The 15816-nt window shown below is 58.2% G+C and carries 15 protein-coding genes; 6 read left to right on the plus strand and 9 right to left on the minus strand.

Annotation, left to right across the window (positions count from 1 at the left end; genetic code table 11):
* Positions 1-11: 11 nt before the first annotated feature.
* Together FHX15_RS29600 and FHX15_RS29605 are read right to left on the minus strand one after the other, a co-directional pair.
* A complete protein-coding gene (locus tag FHX15_RS29600) occupies positions 12-857 on the minus strand; it encodes an MBL fold metallo-hydrolase (protein ID WP_184401895.1) in 846 nt (281 codons plus the stop codon).
* A 1350-nt stretch (positions 858-2207) separates the two neighbouring features.
* Positions 2208-2837: a hypothetical protein gene (locus FHX15_RS29605; protein ID WP_184401896.1), complete on the minus strand. Its 630-nt coding sequence runs from the start codon at positions 2835-2837 to the stop codon at positions 2208-2210.
* A 398-nt stretch (positions 2838-3235) separates the two neighbouring features.
* Between FHX15_RS29605 and FHX15_RS29610 the strand changes: the two genes are divergently transcribed.
* Positions 3236-3616: a response regulator gene (locus FHX15_RS29610; protein WP_184401897.1), complete on the plus strand. Its 381-nt coding sequence runs from the start codon at positions 3236-3238 to the stop codon at positions 3614-3616.
* Between the two features lie 151 nt (positions 3617-3767).
* Complete coding sequence (locus FHX15_RS29615) at positions 3768-3950, plus strand: DUF3606 domain-containing protein (RefSeq protein ID WP_409527051.1); 183 nt, start codon at positions 3768-3770, stop codon at positions 3948-3950.
* Between the two features lie 111 nt (positions 3951-4061).
* On the opposite strand, the gene FHX15_RS29620 is transcribed toward FHX15_RS29615, so the two are convergent.
* The 3 genes from FHX15_RS29620 to FHX15_RS29630 all read right to left on the minus strand — a co-directional run bounded on the left by FHX15_RS29620 (position 4062) and on the right by FHX15_RS29630 (position 6601).
* Entirely contained in the window at positions 4062-4625 is a 564-nt protein-coding gene (locus FHX15_RS29620; protein ID WP_281413837.1) for an NADH-quinone oxidoreductase subunit B family protein, read from the minus strand.
* Positions 4626-5330: 705 nt separating this feature from the next.
* Positions 5331-5729 carry a DUF1236 domain-containing protein gene (locus FHX15_RS29625; RefSeq protein WP_184401899.1) on the minus strand — a complete coding sequence of 133 codons (399 nt, stop codon included), beginning with the start codon at positions 5727-5729 and terminating at the stop codon, positions 5331-5333.
* A 374-nt stretch (positions 5730-6103) separates the two neighbouring features.
* Positions 6104-6601, minus strand: a complete 498-nt coding sequence (locus FHX15_RS29630) for a DUF4142 domain-containing protein (RefSeq protein WP_184401900.1) — start codon at positions 6599-6601, stop codon at positions 6104-6106.
* Between the two features lie 239 nt (positions 6602-6840).
* Here FHX15_RS29630 and treZ point away from each other — a divergent pair, with 239 nt between their 5' ends.
* A complete protein-coding gene (gene treZ, locus FHX15_RS29635; RefSeq protein ID WP_184401901.1) occupies positions 6841-8616 on the plus strand; it encodes a malto-oligosyltrehalose trehalohydrolase in 1776 nt (591 codons plus the stop codon).
* Between the two features lie 137 nt (positions 8617-8753).
* On the opposite strand, the gene FHX15_RS29640 is transcribed toward treZ, so the two are convergent.
* Together FHX15_RS29640 and FHX15_RS29645 are read right to left on the minus strand one after the other, a co-directional pair.
* Entirely contained in the window at positions 8754-9347 is a 594-nt protein-coding gene (locus FHX15_RS29640) for a hypothetical protein (protein ID WP_184401902.1), read from the minus strand.
* A gap of 150 nt (positions 9348-9497) precedes the next feature.
* The gene (locus FHX15_RS29645; protein ID WP_184401903.1) at positions 9498-10085 is read right to left on the minus strand and encodes an SOS response-associated peptidase family protein; all 588 of its coding nucleotides are present in this window, start codon (positions 10083-10085) and stop codon (positions 9498-9500) included.
* A 169-nt stretch (positions 10086-10254) separates the two neighbouring features.
* Between FHX15_RS29645 and FHX15_RS29650 the strand changes: the two genes are divergently transcribed.
* Positions 10255-10752 (plus strand): SOS response-associated peptidase family protein, encoded by a 498-nt coding sequence (locus FHX15_RS29650; protein WP_184401921.1) that lies wholly within the window; start codon positions 10255-10257, stop codon positions 10750-10752.
* Here the strand turns inward: FHX15_RS29650 and dinB are convergent.
* Both dinB and FHX15_RS29660 read right to left on the minus strand, forming a co-directional pair.
* Entirely contained in the window at positions 10749-11837 is a 1089-nt protein-coding gene (gene dinB / locus FHX15_RS29655) for a DNA polymerase IV (protein WP_184401904.1), read from the minus strand. The genes FHX15_RS29650 and dinB overlap by 4 nt on opposite strands.
* Positions 11838-12457: 620 nt before the next feature.
* Positions 12458-12742, minus strand: a complete 285-nt coding sequence (locus FHX15_RS29660) for a hypothetical protein (protein WP_246779145.1) — start codon at positions 12740-12742, stop codon at positions 12458-12460.
* Between the two features lie 308 nt (positions 12743-13050).
* Here FHX15_RS29660 and malQ point away from each other — a divergent pair, with 308 nt between their 5' ends.
* Together malQ and FHX15_RS29670 are read left to right on the plus strand one after the other, a co-directional pair.
* Positions 13051-14892, plus strand: coding sequence for a 4-alpha-glucanotransferase (malQ, locus tag FHX15_RS29665; protein ID WP_184401905.1), 1842 nt, complete (start codon positions 13051-13053; stop codon positions 14890-14892).
* A gap of 613 nt (positions 14893-15505) precedes the next feature.
* Complete coding sequence (locus FHX15_RS29670; RefSeq protein WP_184401906.1) at positions 15506-15814, plus strand: hypothetical protein; 309 nt, start codon at positions 15506-15508, stop codon at positions 15812-15814.
* Positions 15815-15816: the final 2 nt, after the last annotated feature.

A 15816-nucleotide genomic window follows, 5' to 3' on the forward strand; every position in this document is an offset into this window, starting at 1 on the left:
GGATGCCGCCGTCACCGATTGTTCGGGCGCATTGTCGTCGGGATTGCAATCTCCGCGAAATTGTCCGCCAGCTCGTGGAGACGTGCCGTCACATTCGGGCCGCGCATAGGCCGGCCATGACCCGCGATTATCGTCTCCGGTTCGAGGGCGGCGAGTTCGACGACCGAGTCCATTGCCTCCTGCCAGTCGGAGGTCATGTAACGTGGTGGCCCGTGCATTTCAGGGCGCTGAGTCAGCACCTCATAGACCGATTCCTGACCTGTTGTGATGATCGCATCGCCAGCAATCAGACATCTGTCGGAGGCGCGCCAGAATGAAACATGTCCGGGCGTGTGCCCAGGCGTGTGCAACCATGTCCAGCCCGGCATGAACGGCGTGCTTCCATCCGCCGGCAGCGCCCTTAACCATTGCCCGATGTCGACGGGCGATCGCGGATAAAGCGGTGACAGCAGCGCCATTGCGCCTCCGCCAACCAGAGGATCGGCCGGTGGATAGGAGTTTTCGCCGCGCAGGTAAGGAAATTCAAGTGGATGAGCATAGACCGGCACGTCCCAGTGCCGGGCTAGCGCTTCCAGCGCGCCGGCGTGATCAAAATGACCATGGGTCATGAGAATCGCCGAAGGTGGCCTTGCATGACCGAACCGATGCTCGGCTGCCTCGATGATTGCCTTTCCCGAGGTCGCCAGGCCGGTGTCGATCAGGACCCAGGCCTTATCCATCGCTGGTTCGCCATAGAAGATCACGTTGACGATCGACATGCGCCGATAGGCAAGATCCGGCAGGATGGCCAAGACGCCTGACCCGGTCTCGGTTGCTGGGGCAAGATCGCTGTCTTCGAGCGGAAGCTGGATGGTCAAGGTTATCTCCTTCAATGTCGTCGCTTGAGCCGCTGGAAATTGGATGTCGACGAGCCGAGAACCGTGCCGGATATCGATGGGATTGACGCCCTTCGGGGCCCCGGCCTCGCCGGCCCCGACAAGTGCGAAGCCGGGCGGCATTAGCAGGTATGGGCAGGATTCTGAGCAATGTGGAAGCGGGAAAAACTTTCATCGTTTTCTCAATGGAACCGATGTCTAACCTGCTTTCTGGGCAGAAGTTCCCTCTCTTGCCGCTGCCAGGTGAGCGACCCTCGGATGTGGCTGCAAGACTGCCGGTAACGCCTGAGATTGCTGACGCGCAGTGGAGAAGCGCGATGAAGCCGGAACAAAGCCATCCAGTTCAAGGTGGCCGTCCTGGGGAGACTTCGGGACTGCGATGGCGGGCCGTTTATCGAATTGGGAAGCAGCAGCAGGCGCGACCGATCGTGCAGATATCATGGACGCAATTGCCTCGTCGGTTCCCAAGCCAGACCCGTCAATCGATCTGTACGCTTACGGACCGCTCATCGATGGCCGGGAACCATATGTCGCTGCTACTGGTTCGGTAGTGTTAGAGAGGAGACGATGATGGATGCAATGAATTGGATGACGGTCCTTTCGGCCGTCGCACTGGCAAGTTGGATGGTTGCGGGTGCGATGGCGATTTTCGACATCCATCAACAGCTGAGACACCCGACCGGTTCGCATGTTGCGGAATTGCTGATGGGGGGTCTATGCTCGTCGGAACATTCGTCACCATTATCATCCTTGTATCGGCATTTTAGAGATCCTGAGCTCTCGTAAAAGCCCGAATCTGTTTGAAGAGAGTACTTGGCTTCTTTTTCGTGAGGAAGACAACGTGACGTCGACGGAAGATCTGCACTCCGATACGGGGGTGAAGGATGGTGGGACCGCACGGTTTCATTTGAAGGAAGGGCAGGACAAGCCCACCGCGCGATCCCGGGAGGTTTGACTTAGAAAACTATCCTTTGTTCCCGCTGATGCGACTCCGGAACAAAAAAGCCCGCCGGGGCGGGCAAGTTTTTGAGCACATCCATAGGATCGCGCTGACCGATTTGCAGGTCCAGGAGTGAGAGACCTGCCGCGCGACCCGGCTTCCAACTTAAGGCCAGTCGTTTTGTTCCAACTGCTGGCGCGCCACAGTGGCACGTGCGGAGAAGGCTTAAACTACCCTGGCTTGTTGATGTGCCGATATCCTTTTCATCGTCTGCAGACTTGTCAGGTCGCACGCGGCTCAGTGTCTATATGTGCTCATTCCCCACAGCAGAGGCGAGCTGACGCATGATTTCCTCTCGCTCACGCTCCCGTCGGTTTGGTAGGGAGCCGCAGCTAATGGAGTAGTCCGTCGAGGTCGAACTCCTCCCATCCTTGAAGTCCAGTCTGGGCATCCCTGGTGTCATGATCCGTTTCTCTCGGACGCTTGGAGGATTTCTTCGACGACCGCGCCACCTTGTCCTGATATGCGGCCTTCCTGCGCTTCTCCGCCCTAGCCTCCGCGTCCTCCACACGCCATTCGCCGACGGCGCCACGGTCGAGAAGGTCCTCCACGACCTTCGGATCGAAAATGTGGAAGGTGATCCGGCGGGCTCGCCCGGCCAGTCTGACGGTTCTCATTCCTGCGCTCGGCAGGCGCCCGTCCGCGAGCCAGCGATGCCGCTCGCTTGTCTTCATCCCAAGGATATCCTCGATCTCGCGCGGGATGACGGGCAGGGCCTCGGCCTCCTCCAGCGCCTTAGCCACCACCGCCACCGCCGCGTTAAACGCCGTCTTGCCGCCAGCCGGCATCGCAAGAGTTATTTCGCCGCCCTCCAGCGAGACCGACTTCTTCGAGACCAACGGAAGCCGGGCCTGGATTTCCTGAAGGATGCCCTTCGCCCGCACGGACGATCCCATCGTCATGGAGGACGACAAGGTCCATGTACGGACAAGTTCGATATCGTGCTGCTCGCGTCTCGGCATGGGTCCTAGATAGTGTCGAAATTTTCTCGTTGGTAGGTGGCACCCACAGGCCCGCCAATCAGGCGGGTTCCTGGTTCGGTATCGTGCTGATCTTATTTGTCAGCGCCAGCATGATCTCATCCGACACTGCTGGCTGTTTCTGGCGATCTCCTTGATGACATGTCGTCTCCTTCAAGTACGTGTCGATGGAGCTGACCATCGCTTGCCGTGGGGCTTCTTCAAACATCCTGTCATACTGTTTCTGCCAAACCACATTCAAAAGCCGGCAGTCCCGCCGTTCCCTCTGCGTTGCGTCAGAACGTTCGGATTTTATTAAATATGTTGGAAAATACTCCGTTTCGAGGGCGATCTAAATCTCGACAAACGAGTTCATCTCGTAACCACGAGCGGAGAGTGCCATGTATCAGCGTACGGTTCTCATCGTCGAAGACGAGTTCCTCATTAGGATTGTGCTTGCCGACACACTTGCAAACGAAGGCTTTGACGTCGTCGAGGCTGCAAACGTGCTTGAAGCCGTGGCGGTACTCGGACAGCGCAAGATCGACGCCGTCATCACGGACATCGACATGCCCGGAGGGCTGAGTGGCCTTGACTTGGCGAAGATGATTTCCACCACCCATAGAGACGTGCCGGTCATCATCGCATCGGGTGGACATCGTCTGCAGGCCGACGAACTGCCTGGAGACGCGGTCTTTGTGCCAAAGCCGTACGGGTTGGAAGCCATCGCCGCCATGGTCGGCGAGATGACCGAGCGTGGCACCAGCCGGATCGCCGGCTAGGCGAAATCGCCAATGCGGGCGGCGCAATCGACCATGATGACAATCACTGCGGCATCTGAGTGGAGTGCCATTTGAGTGGAGTGCCTTGCGACGTAGTTTGTGGAACTTCTTGATCGGCGTCCCTTTCCATCGATCGAAATCGCAAGGAGGAATGCAAATGGCAAGCACGTCCCGAGGTAGAGCACAGGATCGAGCTAAGGTCGCCGCCGGACAGGATCGCGACGTCCGCTGCGAAGCGAAGAAGCAAGGGGTGCCGAAGGAAACAGTCAAAAAAGCGGTGAAGACCGCGGGGAATTCCCGCAAGAAGGTCGAAGCGGAAATCAGCCGAGACTAGCCATACTCGCGACATACACCGCCAACGGCTTCAACTGTCGGCTCGAAATGCTCCTCCGATTGCTTGAGGAGGCCGATCCGGAGGCTGGCCCGGCGCCTCGTCTCCTCCGCACTATCTTTCGATCGTGCCGTTGCGCCGGATCTTTCTCTGCAGGAGGAGGATGCCGTAAAGCAGCGCCTCGGCGGTCGGCGGGCAGCCGGGCACGTAGATGTCGACAGGCACGACGCGGTCGCAGCCGCGCACTACCGAATATGAATAGTGGTAATAGCCGCCGCCATTGGCGCAGGAGCCCATGGAGATCACGTAGCGCGGCTCGGGCATCTGGCCGTAGACCTTGCGCAGCGCCGGCGCCATCTTGTTGCAGAGCGTGCCGGCGACGATCATCAGATCAGATTGCCTGGGGCTGCCGCGCGGTGCCACGCCGAAACGCTCGACGTCGTAGCGAGGCATGGACATCTGCATCATCTCGATGGCGCAGCAGGCGAGCCCGAAGGTCATCCACATCAGCGAGCCGGTACGCGCCCAGGTGATGAGTTCGTCTGTGCTTGAGACGAGAAAACCTTTGTCGGCGAGTTCGGCATTGATCATCCCCATCGTCGGATCATCCCGGCGGCTCTCGCCGGGGAATTGGTATTGCGCAGGCGCTGGTCGGGATTGCTTTCCTTCATCTGGCATGGCGGCCTCCTTGATCAGGGGACCAGACAAGTCAAGCCGGCACCGGTTCCCAAGCCTTAGGGGGAAAATCGGCATGCCTGCGGGGAACACGGGCGACTTGTCTCTGGTTGGATCGAACCAGCCCAGAGGTTCCAATGCGTTTCGTTCCCTCATTAGTTCACGGTCTTGCCGATTATGTTTGTGGAGCATTCTTGTTGGCGGGGCCCATCCTGCTCCAGGAGCCGGAGCCAGCGCGACACGCGATAATGATGATAGGTTCCCTTGTTCTTCTCAATTCTGTCTTGACCGATTACGAGGCGGGTATTCATCGGTTGCTGCCGCTTCGCATCCATCTTTGCTTCGACACCATCCTAGGTGCAGCCGTCCTCGCTTTGTCCCTTATCCTCACGCTGTCTCCTGTGATGGCTGTCATGGCCTGGCTCTCTGGCCTCCTTACCGTGGCGCTGGCGACGACCACGAAGTTTCCACGCCGACGCCTCGAACAGCGTAGGCTGGTAGGGCCAGGCGCGCCGCGCCAATGAAACCTACGACGGAGATCACCGGATCAGTCTTCGCCGACGCGCTCGAGGCCCGGTGCATGGCCCATGGCGCGTTGTCGCGGTGACAACTGGTGATCGCGAGATCCAGTACTGGCAAATGCCCATGTCTTGTGGATTCTGCTTTGGGGAGAATGGGCGGGGTGGACGCCCCGCCCGGTGGAAACGCTTACTTGATGATCTGGACGACCTTCCGCGACGACGGTTCGACAATCACCCGCTCGTCGTTCACGATTGCGTAGGCGTAGGTCGGGTCCTCCGGAACCGGCGTCACGACGACCGTATCGGGAAGCGGTTGACCGACGACGATCCGTTCCTTCACAACAACCCGCGTCGATGGAGCCGGAGCTTCCCTCACGTAGGTCACTGTCTTCTGTGGCGGCGGATCGATGGCAGTGCCAACGATTGCCCCGGCGACCCCGCCTACGGCAGCGCCAACAGGACCGCCAACGATGGCACCAGTAACTGCACCGCCAGCCGCACCATTTACCGTGGACGACTGAGCAAAGGCTGTCCCCGACATCAAAGCTGCGACAAGGGCAGCACCCGTCATCATCTTACGAAGCATCTGATCCTCCTTCAGAATCGAGCGGTCATGCAACCGCAGCCAGACAACGGCCCAGTTCGAACCTCGTTCCAAGGTCGGACCTTGGTTTTGCCGGCGCGCCAAGCGTCCGTCACTCGGGCCGATCGCTGTCGCGCAATGACTGCCAGCCTTGACCGTTGTTTGACCTTACGGTTGTTGTGTCGGCAGCCGGTTTAAGGCGGCAAGCCAGGAGACGTTGTTTTGCAAGCGTGACATCAGGCTGACAAGGGAAAGTCGTGCGGCCGCGCCGCGGTCGAATAAAACGACTGGCGCGCGCAGGATGAGAGACCGTCACTATCGCAGAGGTCGCTGCCCGCCCTCTACTGTACGTCGCCGACCTGGTACCGACGATCGTTCTATTTAGAGGCGAGGGCCTGGATCCGTGTCAGATGCATGTGCAGATCAGGCAAGATCTTGGCCGCCGTCTTCTTGAGCTGGCCGTCCGGACCTTGCTTCACGAACTCGTCAAAAAGTGCAACCGCCTGCTGATGGGCCGTCACCTGCGTCGAAAGGTAGGCCTGGTCGAGATTTTCGGGATCGGAGGTTTGAAGGGCTTCGACCTTCTGACGCTGTTCGGAATCAAGTTCGGCGGGTATCGGAATTCCGTCCTGCTTTGCGGCCTCGGCAAGCAGCGGACCGGCTCTCTCGTGGTCCCTCAGCATGTCCCGCGCGAACTCTTTGGCATCCGCCGCTTTACCTTTGGAGAGCTCGATATTGGCCACCTCGATTTCAAACAGGTTCGACAGAGCCGCCTTCGTGGCGAAGTCATTGGCATGCCGGGTCGCCTCGTCATCGGCAGCAATGCCAGGTACGCAGGTCATCAGGAACAGGGCTGAAGCTAGGAAGATCTTCATCGTACTCTCAATCGTTGCAAACGAGCGCCTAACCTTCTCCCAGGCCTGAAGTTCCCTGCCCGAGCGCGGCACCACCCGATGCGCGGTCGTCGAGAACTTCGGCCCATGGGATCGGAGCACCGCGATATTCATCCGTGCGCAGCTGCCCAGGACGGAAGATGACGTTGCGGGAACTATTGCGCCGAATTGAGATTTAAGAGCGCGCATCACGACAAGCCGCACAACCTGGGGAATCTCACATGACTGAATACGATTTCGGCCCCCGAATTTCCGCATGTGCCACGCAATTCCGTTTGTGGGCGCCTCTTCAAAACCAGATCGCTTTGTCATTCGAGGAAGGCGAAACGACAGATATGGTGCGATCCGACGACGGCTGGCACCGATGTGAAGTCGGTAGCCCGCGACCAGGGACCGCCTATTCCTTCATCCTAGAGAACGGTCTTTCCGTGCCCGATCCTGCCTCCCGATACCAGCCGCGCGATGTTCATGGACCAAGTGAGGTCGTCGATCCGGATGCCTACCGGTGGAGAACAACTGACTGGGGCGGCCGTAGCTTCGATGATCTTGTTCTTTACGAGCTGCATGTCGGAGCCTTTACGCAGGAGGGGACATTCGCTGCGGCAATCGACCGTCTCGACCATTTGAAGTCGGTTGGAGTGACCGGAATCCAGATGATGCCGGTGGCTGATTTTCCTGGTCGGCGCGGCTGGGGCTATGACGGCGTCCTTCCCTATGCACCCGACAGCAGCTACGGCCGGCCTGAAGATTTAAAGCGGCTCGTCGACGAAGCTCATGCGCGTGGTATCTGTGTTTTCCTGGATGTGGTCTATAACCATTTCGGTCCCGACGGAAATTATCTCCCTCTTTACGCTCCGCTTTTCACCGACCGTCACAAGACGCCATGGGGAAATGCGATCAACTATGATGGGAACGGGTCCCGGCCGATCCGGGAATTCATTATCCAAAACGCCATCTATTGGATCACCGACTTCAGGTTTGACGGTCTGCGCCTGGATGCTGTGCATGCGATCAAGGATCGCTCAGAGGAGCACCTCCTCCACGAGCTGGCGCGGCGGGTAAGGGAGGCAGCCGGCAAACGACATGTCCACCTCATCGTCGAGAATGAAGACAATGATGGTAGCCTTCTCGAGCGTGATGAGGACGGGCACCCCCGGTTCTTCTCTGCGCAGTGGAACGACGATATTCACCACGTCATGCACGTTGCAGCGACCGGCGAAACCTTCGGCTACTATGCCGACTATGGTGACGATATCGCCAAGCTCGGGCGGGCGTTGGCCGAAGGTTTCGTGTTCCAGGGAGAACACATGCCCTACCGCGGTCAAAAGCGAGGAACGAGGAGCAGTCACCTGCCTCCATCGGCATTCGTCTCCTTCATCCAGAACCATGACCAGATTGGCAATCGAGCTCTCGGCGACCGCATGACCGTAAGCCGACAGGGTGCGGTGCTTCGAGCCCTTGCCGGCGTATACCTGCTGAGCCCGCAAGTGCCGATGATCTTCATGGGAGAAGAATGGGGCGCCGAGGAGCCTTTCCCCTATTTTTGCGATTTCGATGAAGAGCTGAACGAGAAAGTCAGGGTGGGCCGGCGTCAGGAACTCTCACGTCTTCCCGGATTTGATGCCGACGATCTGCCGGATCCGACGACAGAGGCTACCTTCCTGTCTGCAAAGCTCGATTGGACGAACCTTGAATCCGATAACTCTACGCAATGGCTCGATTTCTATCGAGAGCTTATTGTTCTACGGCGCCAACGGATCGCGCCCATCTTGATGGACATAGTCCGCGGAGGTGGGCGCCATCGTTTATCGGCCGGTGGCGGCCTGATCGTTGAATGGGCACTCTCAGGTGGTAGCAGGCTGCGGCTTATGGCAAATCTCAGCAGTCGGCCTGTCGAATTTGATGAAGAGGTCGCCGACGAAACGCGGTTTCTTCTGATTGGCGCCTTTACGGCGGGGAGCATGGCGCCTTGGTCGGTGCTGTGGTCGATGGTCTAATTCTTTAGATTCAAGCCCATGCGGGCATATTATCTAAGTGGTACAGGCAGCACTTACGGCGGGGGCGGTATGAGCCGACCGCAATTCGCAGCATAATTCGGCTGCATAGAAGATATTACATGACCGGTTCTAGACTCTTATGCTGCCAGAAGTCGTTGCGAGCGGCTCGCGACATGCTTTGCCGCGATGGCCCAGTCGGCGGGCTTCAAAAAAACTTTGTCGTTGCGGTAGGATGGCGGCAGAAGCCTATCATCATATCCGGTGATGAAGGCGAAAGGGATCTGCCGCATCTTCAAGACGGCCGCGACCGCATAGACCATTTCACCTGACAGATTGAGATCAAGCAATGCGCCATCGAGGTCGTGTTCGTGTTCGGCGATATCGAGCGCGGCGGAAACGGAGGAAACGGGCAGAACTTTCGCTCCGAGCGAATTCAGCCGCTGCCTCGCATCCGCCATCGTGTAGTAATCATCTTCCACGAGCAGGAATCGAAAGCCTTCCAGGCCCGAGTGGCGCGAGAACTTCTCGTGCGCAGCGGTGCGGCAAAGCGCTTCCAGACGCTCCGGGCATACTAGCCCTCGCCGATACATCCGCATGATGTAGCGGGCAAGCGCGGCCTTATTCGCCGACCCGGGCGAGAACCAAAGTTCCGAGCTGATTTTGGTGAAGATATGCCGCATGACTTGCAGGTCATGGGGAGAATAAATGCCATGGCTCAGATCATGTGGCATCGCAACCCTCGTCTCGTTTTGGAACGCAAGGGCATCTTTCCATCTTGACAACTGCGAATCAAGATCGATTCGGCAAGAGCGTAGGTTTGGACTCTTAGCGTACCAAGCGTGTTCTTCCTGAGGGGCGTCCGCGTCGTGCCGTCGTGAGGATTACCCCACATGCTCAACCGATAACGTCCCTGCTTGGAGCGGTTTGATCAACGCTTTTGCTGATACGGTCGGATCGAGCCAGTCTGCCCATAGATTTCGCTCGAGGATGACGATCTGGCGATCGTGGTATGGCAAGATGTCAGGCCCCGGCTCCATAGTCAGCATTGTGAAGGCTTGACCCACATCCGGCGTTTGGCGCCAGATGCCCGCGATACAGAAGATCGGCTCGTCCTTTTTGGTGAAAAGCCATTTGTCCTTTCGCTTCTTTTTCGGGTCCTTCGCGTCGGTGAATTCGTAAAATCCGTCGGCGACGATCAGGCACCGGTTGGACGTGAACTCCCGCCCCTCGGAGCGGAAATTATAGACCGGCCTTTTGTTCGGCCCGGGCCAACTCCATCGCCGCTGCACGAGCTCTGCCTCATCGCCTTCCTCGATCATGCGGACGATCGGACCAACATCCGTGATCTTGATATCCTCGCGGGCCTCCAGGTTCGGTATGCCTTCAGCGAACCGGATCTTGATCTTCAGATCGGCGAAGTCTCTTGCGATCGATGCAGCATCCACCATCAATCGGTAATCATTGCACATTGTTCTTCCGTTTCTCGATCGCTCACGGCCAAGCCGCCAAAGGTGCAATATAGTATCGGTTCACGCGCGCTCCAGCAGAACCATGGATCTCGGGCATCCGCAGCCGACGGCCGGACAGCATACGTGAGCGTTGATCTTGTCCAATGCGTTTGTTCCTGATATGTTCTCAATCATGAATGCGACGATCTTTCACTCTGACGCCCCTATCGATTACCGTCGGATCATCGTCAGGCGCCATGCCGGCGAAGTGGAGATGGTGGAGCTGCCTTGGGGGCTTCGTGCCCGAGATGGCGCTCCGCGCGCCGTCAATCTCGTCCGATCGGAAGGCCGAAGATTTCCAACCCACCGCTGTCTGGTGCCGGCTTCCGAGTTTCGCTACAAGAACTTCAGCTTTTCGCTCGCCAATGGGGACTGGTTTTATTTCGCGGGGATCTGGCGGCCGGCGGCCGAGGATTGGCCCGAGGCCTATACCATCTTAACCATCGAAGCGAATGCGGATATTGCACCCTACCGCGATCGGCAGATGGCGGTACTCACACGGGATCAAAGGATGGACTGGCTCGATGGGACGGTGCCGGAGGACGAGATCCTGCGGCCGTTGCCCGCAGGGACGTTCCGTATCAAAAGGACCTCGGGCGCTTCTGATCAGCCGGCGCTGGCGCTCTAAAACGCGAGCCTCAATTGCGGCTCCGTCGCAGCGGTCTGCCGCTCCAGCGAGGAAAGGGTGACACCGAGCAGGCGGACGCCCTTGAGGGTCGGAAAGATCGGCGACAGCAGGAGGTCAACAACCTCTTCTAGGTCGGCGATCGCCGGCAAAGGTGCCGGAACAGTCTTGCTGCGGGTGATTTGATTGAAGTCGGCATATTTGACCTTGAGTGTCACCGTCTTGGCGCCGATCCCGTTTGCCTCGCAGTAAGCCCATACTTTTTCCATCAGCGGCTGCAGCCTCTCGCGCGCCGGCTCATAGGCATGGAGGTCCTGCGAGAACGTATCTTCGGCGCCGACTGATTTGCGTACCCGGTTCGGCTTGACCTCGCGTTCGTCAATGCCGCGGGCTATCCCATAAAAATAAGGACCGGACTTGCCGAAATTCTCCACAAGGAATTCGAGCGTCTTTTCCTTGAGATCAGCGCCGGTGTCGATCCCGAGCCGGTGCATCTTTTCGGCCGTCGCCGGGCCGACGCCATGAAACTTCTTGACGGGGAGCGCTTCGACGAAGACCGGCCCATTCTTCGGTGTGATGACAGCTTGGCCGTTCGGCTTGTTGAGGTCGCTTGCCATTTTGGCGAGGAACTTGTTGTAGGAAATGCCGGCCGACGCGTTGAGCCCGGTCACCTGTTTTATCTTGGCCCGAATTTCGGAAGCGATCTCGGTGGCGATCTCCATGCCTTTCAGATTTTCGGTGACATCGAGATAGGCTTCGTCAAGCGAGAGCGGCTCCATGACCGGCGTATATTCGGCGAAAATCTCGCGGATCTGTTGCGACACAGCCCTGTAGACGTCGAAGCGCGGCGGCACGAAAATCAGGTCCGGACACTTTCGTTTGGCTGTCACCGAAGGCATGGCCGAGTGAACACCGAAAGCGCGGGCCTCATAACTTGCTGCCGCCACCACGCCGCGCGCTGCCGATCCGCCGACGGCGATCGGCTTGCAACGCAGCTCCGGATTATCGCGCTGCTCGACCGACGCATAAAATGCATCCATGTCGACATGGACGATCTTTCGGATGGGGAAGGAGCTTAAGTCTTTCATTCTAGCTTCATGGAGCCAATGGTCGGCGAAAAGCCGCGTCGAAACAAAGGCAGAACATAACACCGTTTGATGCGATATCAACGTTTGATGGGCGTCGTCTGAGGAGCAAATGCGAGCCTGCGAGGTGTCATTGCGCTCTAGAACATCATCCGGGGAATGCTGCTGACGAGGATACCGATGATGTGGGGCGAGCGTCCGGTACCGTACGGCATCTCTTTGCCAGCAAGCTCGTTACCTCCTCTTAAGGAGATGGCCCATGACATATAACATTAAGCGGAAAAGAGTCGTCGGCACCGCCAACGAAAAGATCGAACGGTTCGAAAAAACGAACGAAGCGGCACGCGAGGCCCTCGAACTGGAGCGGCGGTTGCGCGAAGCCAAAACCGCAAGGCTGCGCCTTGCTCGCTTGCAAGCTGAGGAACAAGGCAGGCAACACCAGGTGCGATCGGCTCCGGTAGTCGGCCGCAAGCCTAGGATAATCTGAACACCTAGATGTCATTGGTGCTGTTGCACGCAGCCCGATCGCGGCGGCGAGGCGCCGCGGCTTCGGCTTCCGTCGTCCTGTGACAATACTGCGGGTCGCCAGCATCAGGAGGCGCGCATGGTTACGCAGCGGGCGCTCAGTCCCAAAGAAAATCAGGCCCCGTTGTCTGATAGGTCAGCCGCAAGGTTCCGTCTGGCTGAACGACGTACCGCTCGAAGACACGGTATCCGAATTGCCCGAGAAAGGTGTTTTTGACGATCGTCCCAGGCTTGTAGCGGGAATGGACGACTTTGCCACCGTAAGTCAGGCTGCCGGGCAAAGGAGTGGGACCCGATCGCGTTATGGCGGCCTCTTGTGTGCTGCACCCGATGACCAATGTGGCGGCAATGACGATCATCGCACTTGTTGTTGAATGCTTCATCGGCGAGGTCCTCAATTTATAAGAGACTGGGTTGCCGATCAGGAAAGTACTGAGCCGTGCTCAAAGCCCGCAGATCTCAACCGTGAGTTCTCAGGAACTTCGTCTGATGATGAAAGTTCCCCGACGGTACACGCAGTTTAAGGGCCGTCATCTATCTCCATTCGTGGAACGATCGGCTTTCTCTTGAGTTCGGCCTGCACGGAAAAACCCTCCAAAGCGGCTGACGGGACATCTTCACCACCTTCGGCTCCGACTCTCGGAGAGTGCAACATCAAACCCGAAACGACTGCACCGACTGGAGGTCAAGAATGAAGGAAGCGCCCCGGTCGCTCCGGCGCCTTGCAAGGCAGAAGGGGCTAGAATTGGTTCGTCCATCCCCGGAGGGCCGCCTGGTTCGTGTCTCGGATCGTAACCTCGTCAGAACGCTCGCTGCGCTTGGTGAAGATGTTGCTAGCATATCATCAGATGGTGAGGTTCGTTGTCATGCACCAGCGAGCCTCATAGATCGTCCGGCTTGGGGCCTCAGTCTGCAGCTGTACGAATTGCGGTCCGACCGCAACTGGGGAATGGGTGACTTCAAGGACCTATGGGCGATCTGCCCGATGGCCGGCGCTCTTGGCGCCGAATTCATCGGCTTGAACCCGCTGCATGCCGGTTTCCTCTACGAGGCGAACCGGTGCAGTCCATACGAACCTTCCAACCGCAAATTTTTAAACCCTCTCTACATCGCCGTCGACGAGGTGGAGGGTTTTGCCACCTCGCCTGACGTCGAGGCGGAGCTTTCGAAGTTAAGAGAGCTTCCGCTCGTCGACTACGAGGCTGTCGCGGCAATCAAGGTCCGCGTTCTTCGCACAATCTGGAAATCGGTCCAACAGGCAGAGAATCCGGAATTCGAGGAGTTCATCGGCAATGGGGGGCGTGATCTGCGTCTTCATGCTCTATTCGAGACCCTTTCCTATGCCCAGACGACTAAGGGTATAGGTGCCGGTTGGTTGAGCTGGCCACCAGAATTCCAATCGCCGAAAAGTGCGGGTGCACGCCAATTCGCTCGATCACATGAGGATGAGATTAAATTCCATCAATGGCTGCAATGGATTGCCCATATCCAGCTTTCAGAGGCAAAGGAGTGCTGCCGCAGGGCCGGGATGCGCGTGGGGCTCTATCTCGATCTCGCCGTCGGGGAAGCGCTCGACGGGTCCGCCACCTGGAGCGACAGAACCTTGTACGTTCGCGGTGCTGCCATCGGAAATCCACCCGAACCCTTCGCGACCAAAGGCCAGGACTGGAGGCTTGCGGCACTGCGGCCGGACACGATCACCAGCGGTGATCCGTCGCCTTTCGCCCGGTTGATGACAGCCTCCATGCAATATGCCGGCGCAGTAAGGATCGATCATGCCGCCGCTTTCGCCAGATTGTTTCTTGTACCGACCGATGCCACGCCGGCAGACGGGGCGTACGTCCGTTATCCGATCGACGACATGCTGGAGGAGCTGGCGTACATGTCCGTCAGACATCAATCTATCGTCATTGGCGAAGACCTTGGCGATGTCGCGGCCGGACTGCGCGAAGATCTGGCGGCTGTCGGTGTGCTGTCTTATCGCATCCTGTCCTATGAACAGTCGAAGGAAGGCTTCGTGCAACCCCAAGACTATCCGGAACTCGCGCTCGCCTGTGTTTCCACCCACGACCATCAAACCTTTTCCGGATGGTGGAAAGCCTCTGATATCAATCTTCGTCTGGAACATGGGCTCGTTTCGAAGGGCATGACCTTGCAGCATCGGAAGATACGCAAGAGCGAACGCAAAAGCCTTCTTGCAGCTCTTGCCGCCGCCGGAATGATCGGGCCGGACGAGCAGTCAGGTGCGGAAGACCCGGAACAGCTTGTCGTCGCAGTTCACGAATACGTTGCTTCAACCCCGTGCATGCTCGTCAGCGTTCGGCTTGCAGACCTGACGAACGAAGAGGCGCCGACCAACATCCCCGGTACTGACAAAACCTATCCGAACTGGAGGCCCAAGCTGTCAGTCGATTTGGCGGCGCTCGAACATCTTCCAATGGTGCGGCGCATCGCAAATGTCATGAATCGTTACCGCGGTACTCTGGCCGCTCATGGCAAAGTCGACCCATCAGATCGCGCCGGTGGGCTCTGATGTAGCAAAGCTGGGCGCGATCAGGTACTACAAGTGCCTTCCGACGAACGCTCCCTCCTCGAAGGAGAAGGGAACAGTATATCGGCTGACAATCTGTTCTCCTCCGTTTTTTCAGCCAAAATTGGTGAGGGAGCGAGGGACTTTAGTCCGATTGCCGGTCGCGGTCCTTCCGATATTCTCTGTGTTGCTGACAACTCCAGTGTCGACACGAAGAGGGGTGTGTTTCCTTGCTGGAAACCACCGTTTTCGTCTGCCCTGCTGGCCTTCGGATTGCGCCCGCCCTTTCATCTGGGATTGGAGCTGAAGGACCTTTCGTTCGCGGTAATGTGTTGCGACCCTTACGACTTGACGCCGATATCTACTGTGAACCGATCGCACCGATCTATGGCGGGAGCTTGGAGAAAAATTGGCCCCGGAAGCCTGCGCCGATGAGGACGCTGCTTTTGGCCCTACCAATTCGTCCAGCACCTGGAAAATGATCAAACAGAGGCGGGAAAGCTACACAATTTTGGCCGCAATCAGCGATTTCCTATGGCATCCAGATCTACCAAGCGAAACCACCAGCCGCCGGAGGCGTTCTCGTGAGTAAGAGAATGTCATCAGGAGAGAGCCCATGGGCGACGACAGCACCACGACGATCCGAGCCACCTTCGAGACACGGGAAGCCGCCGATATCGCGATCGAGCATCTGGTTCAGCAGCATGGCATCTCACGGCCCGACATCTTCATCCAGTCGGCGGGTGATCGCAATACCGCAGGCGCGGTTGCCTCGGGCGGGGATGCCTCGCACGAAGAGGGCGCTCGCCGCGATGCGCCGCTCGGCGGCGAGATCGAGGTTTCGGCCGACGTTACAATCAGCCAGGTCGTCGCTGTCCGCCGCTGTCTCGGCGAGGCGGGTGCGCTGCGAATATCGAGCCACTGAGC

The sequence above is a fragment of the Rhizobium sp. BK650 genome, assembly GCF_014195325.1.
Lineage (GTDB): Bacteria > Pseudomonadota > Alphaproteobacteria > Rhizobiales > Rhizobiaceae > Rhizobium.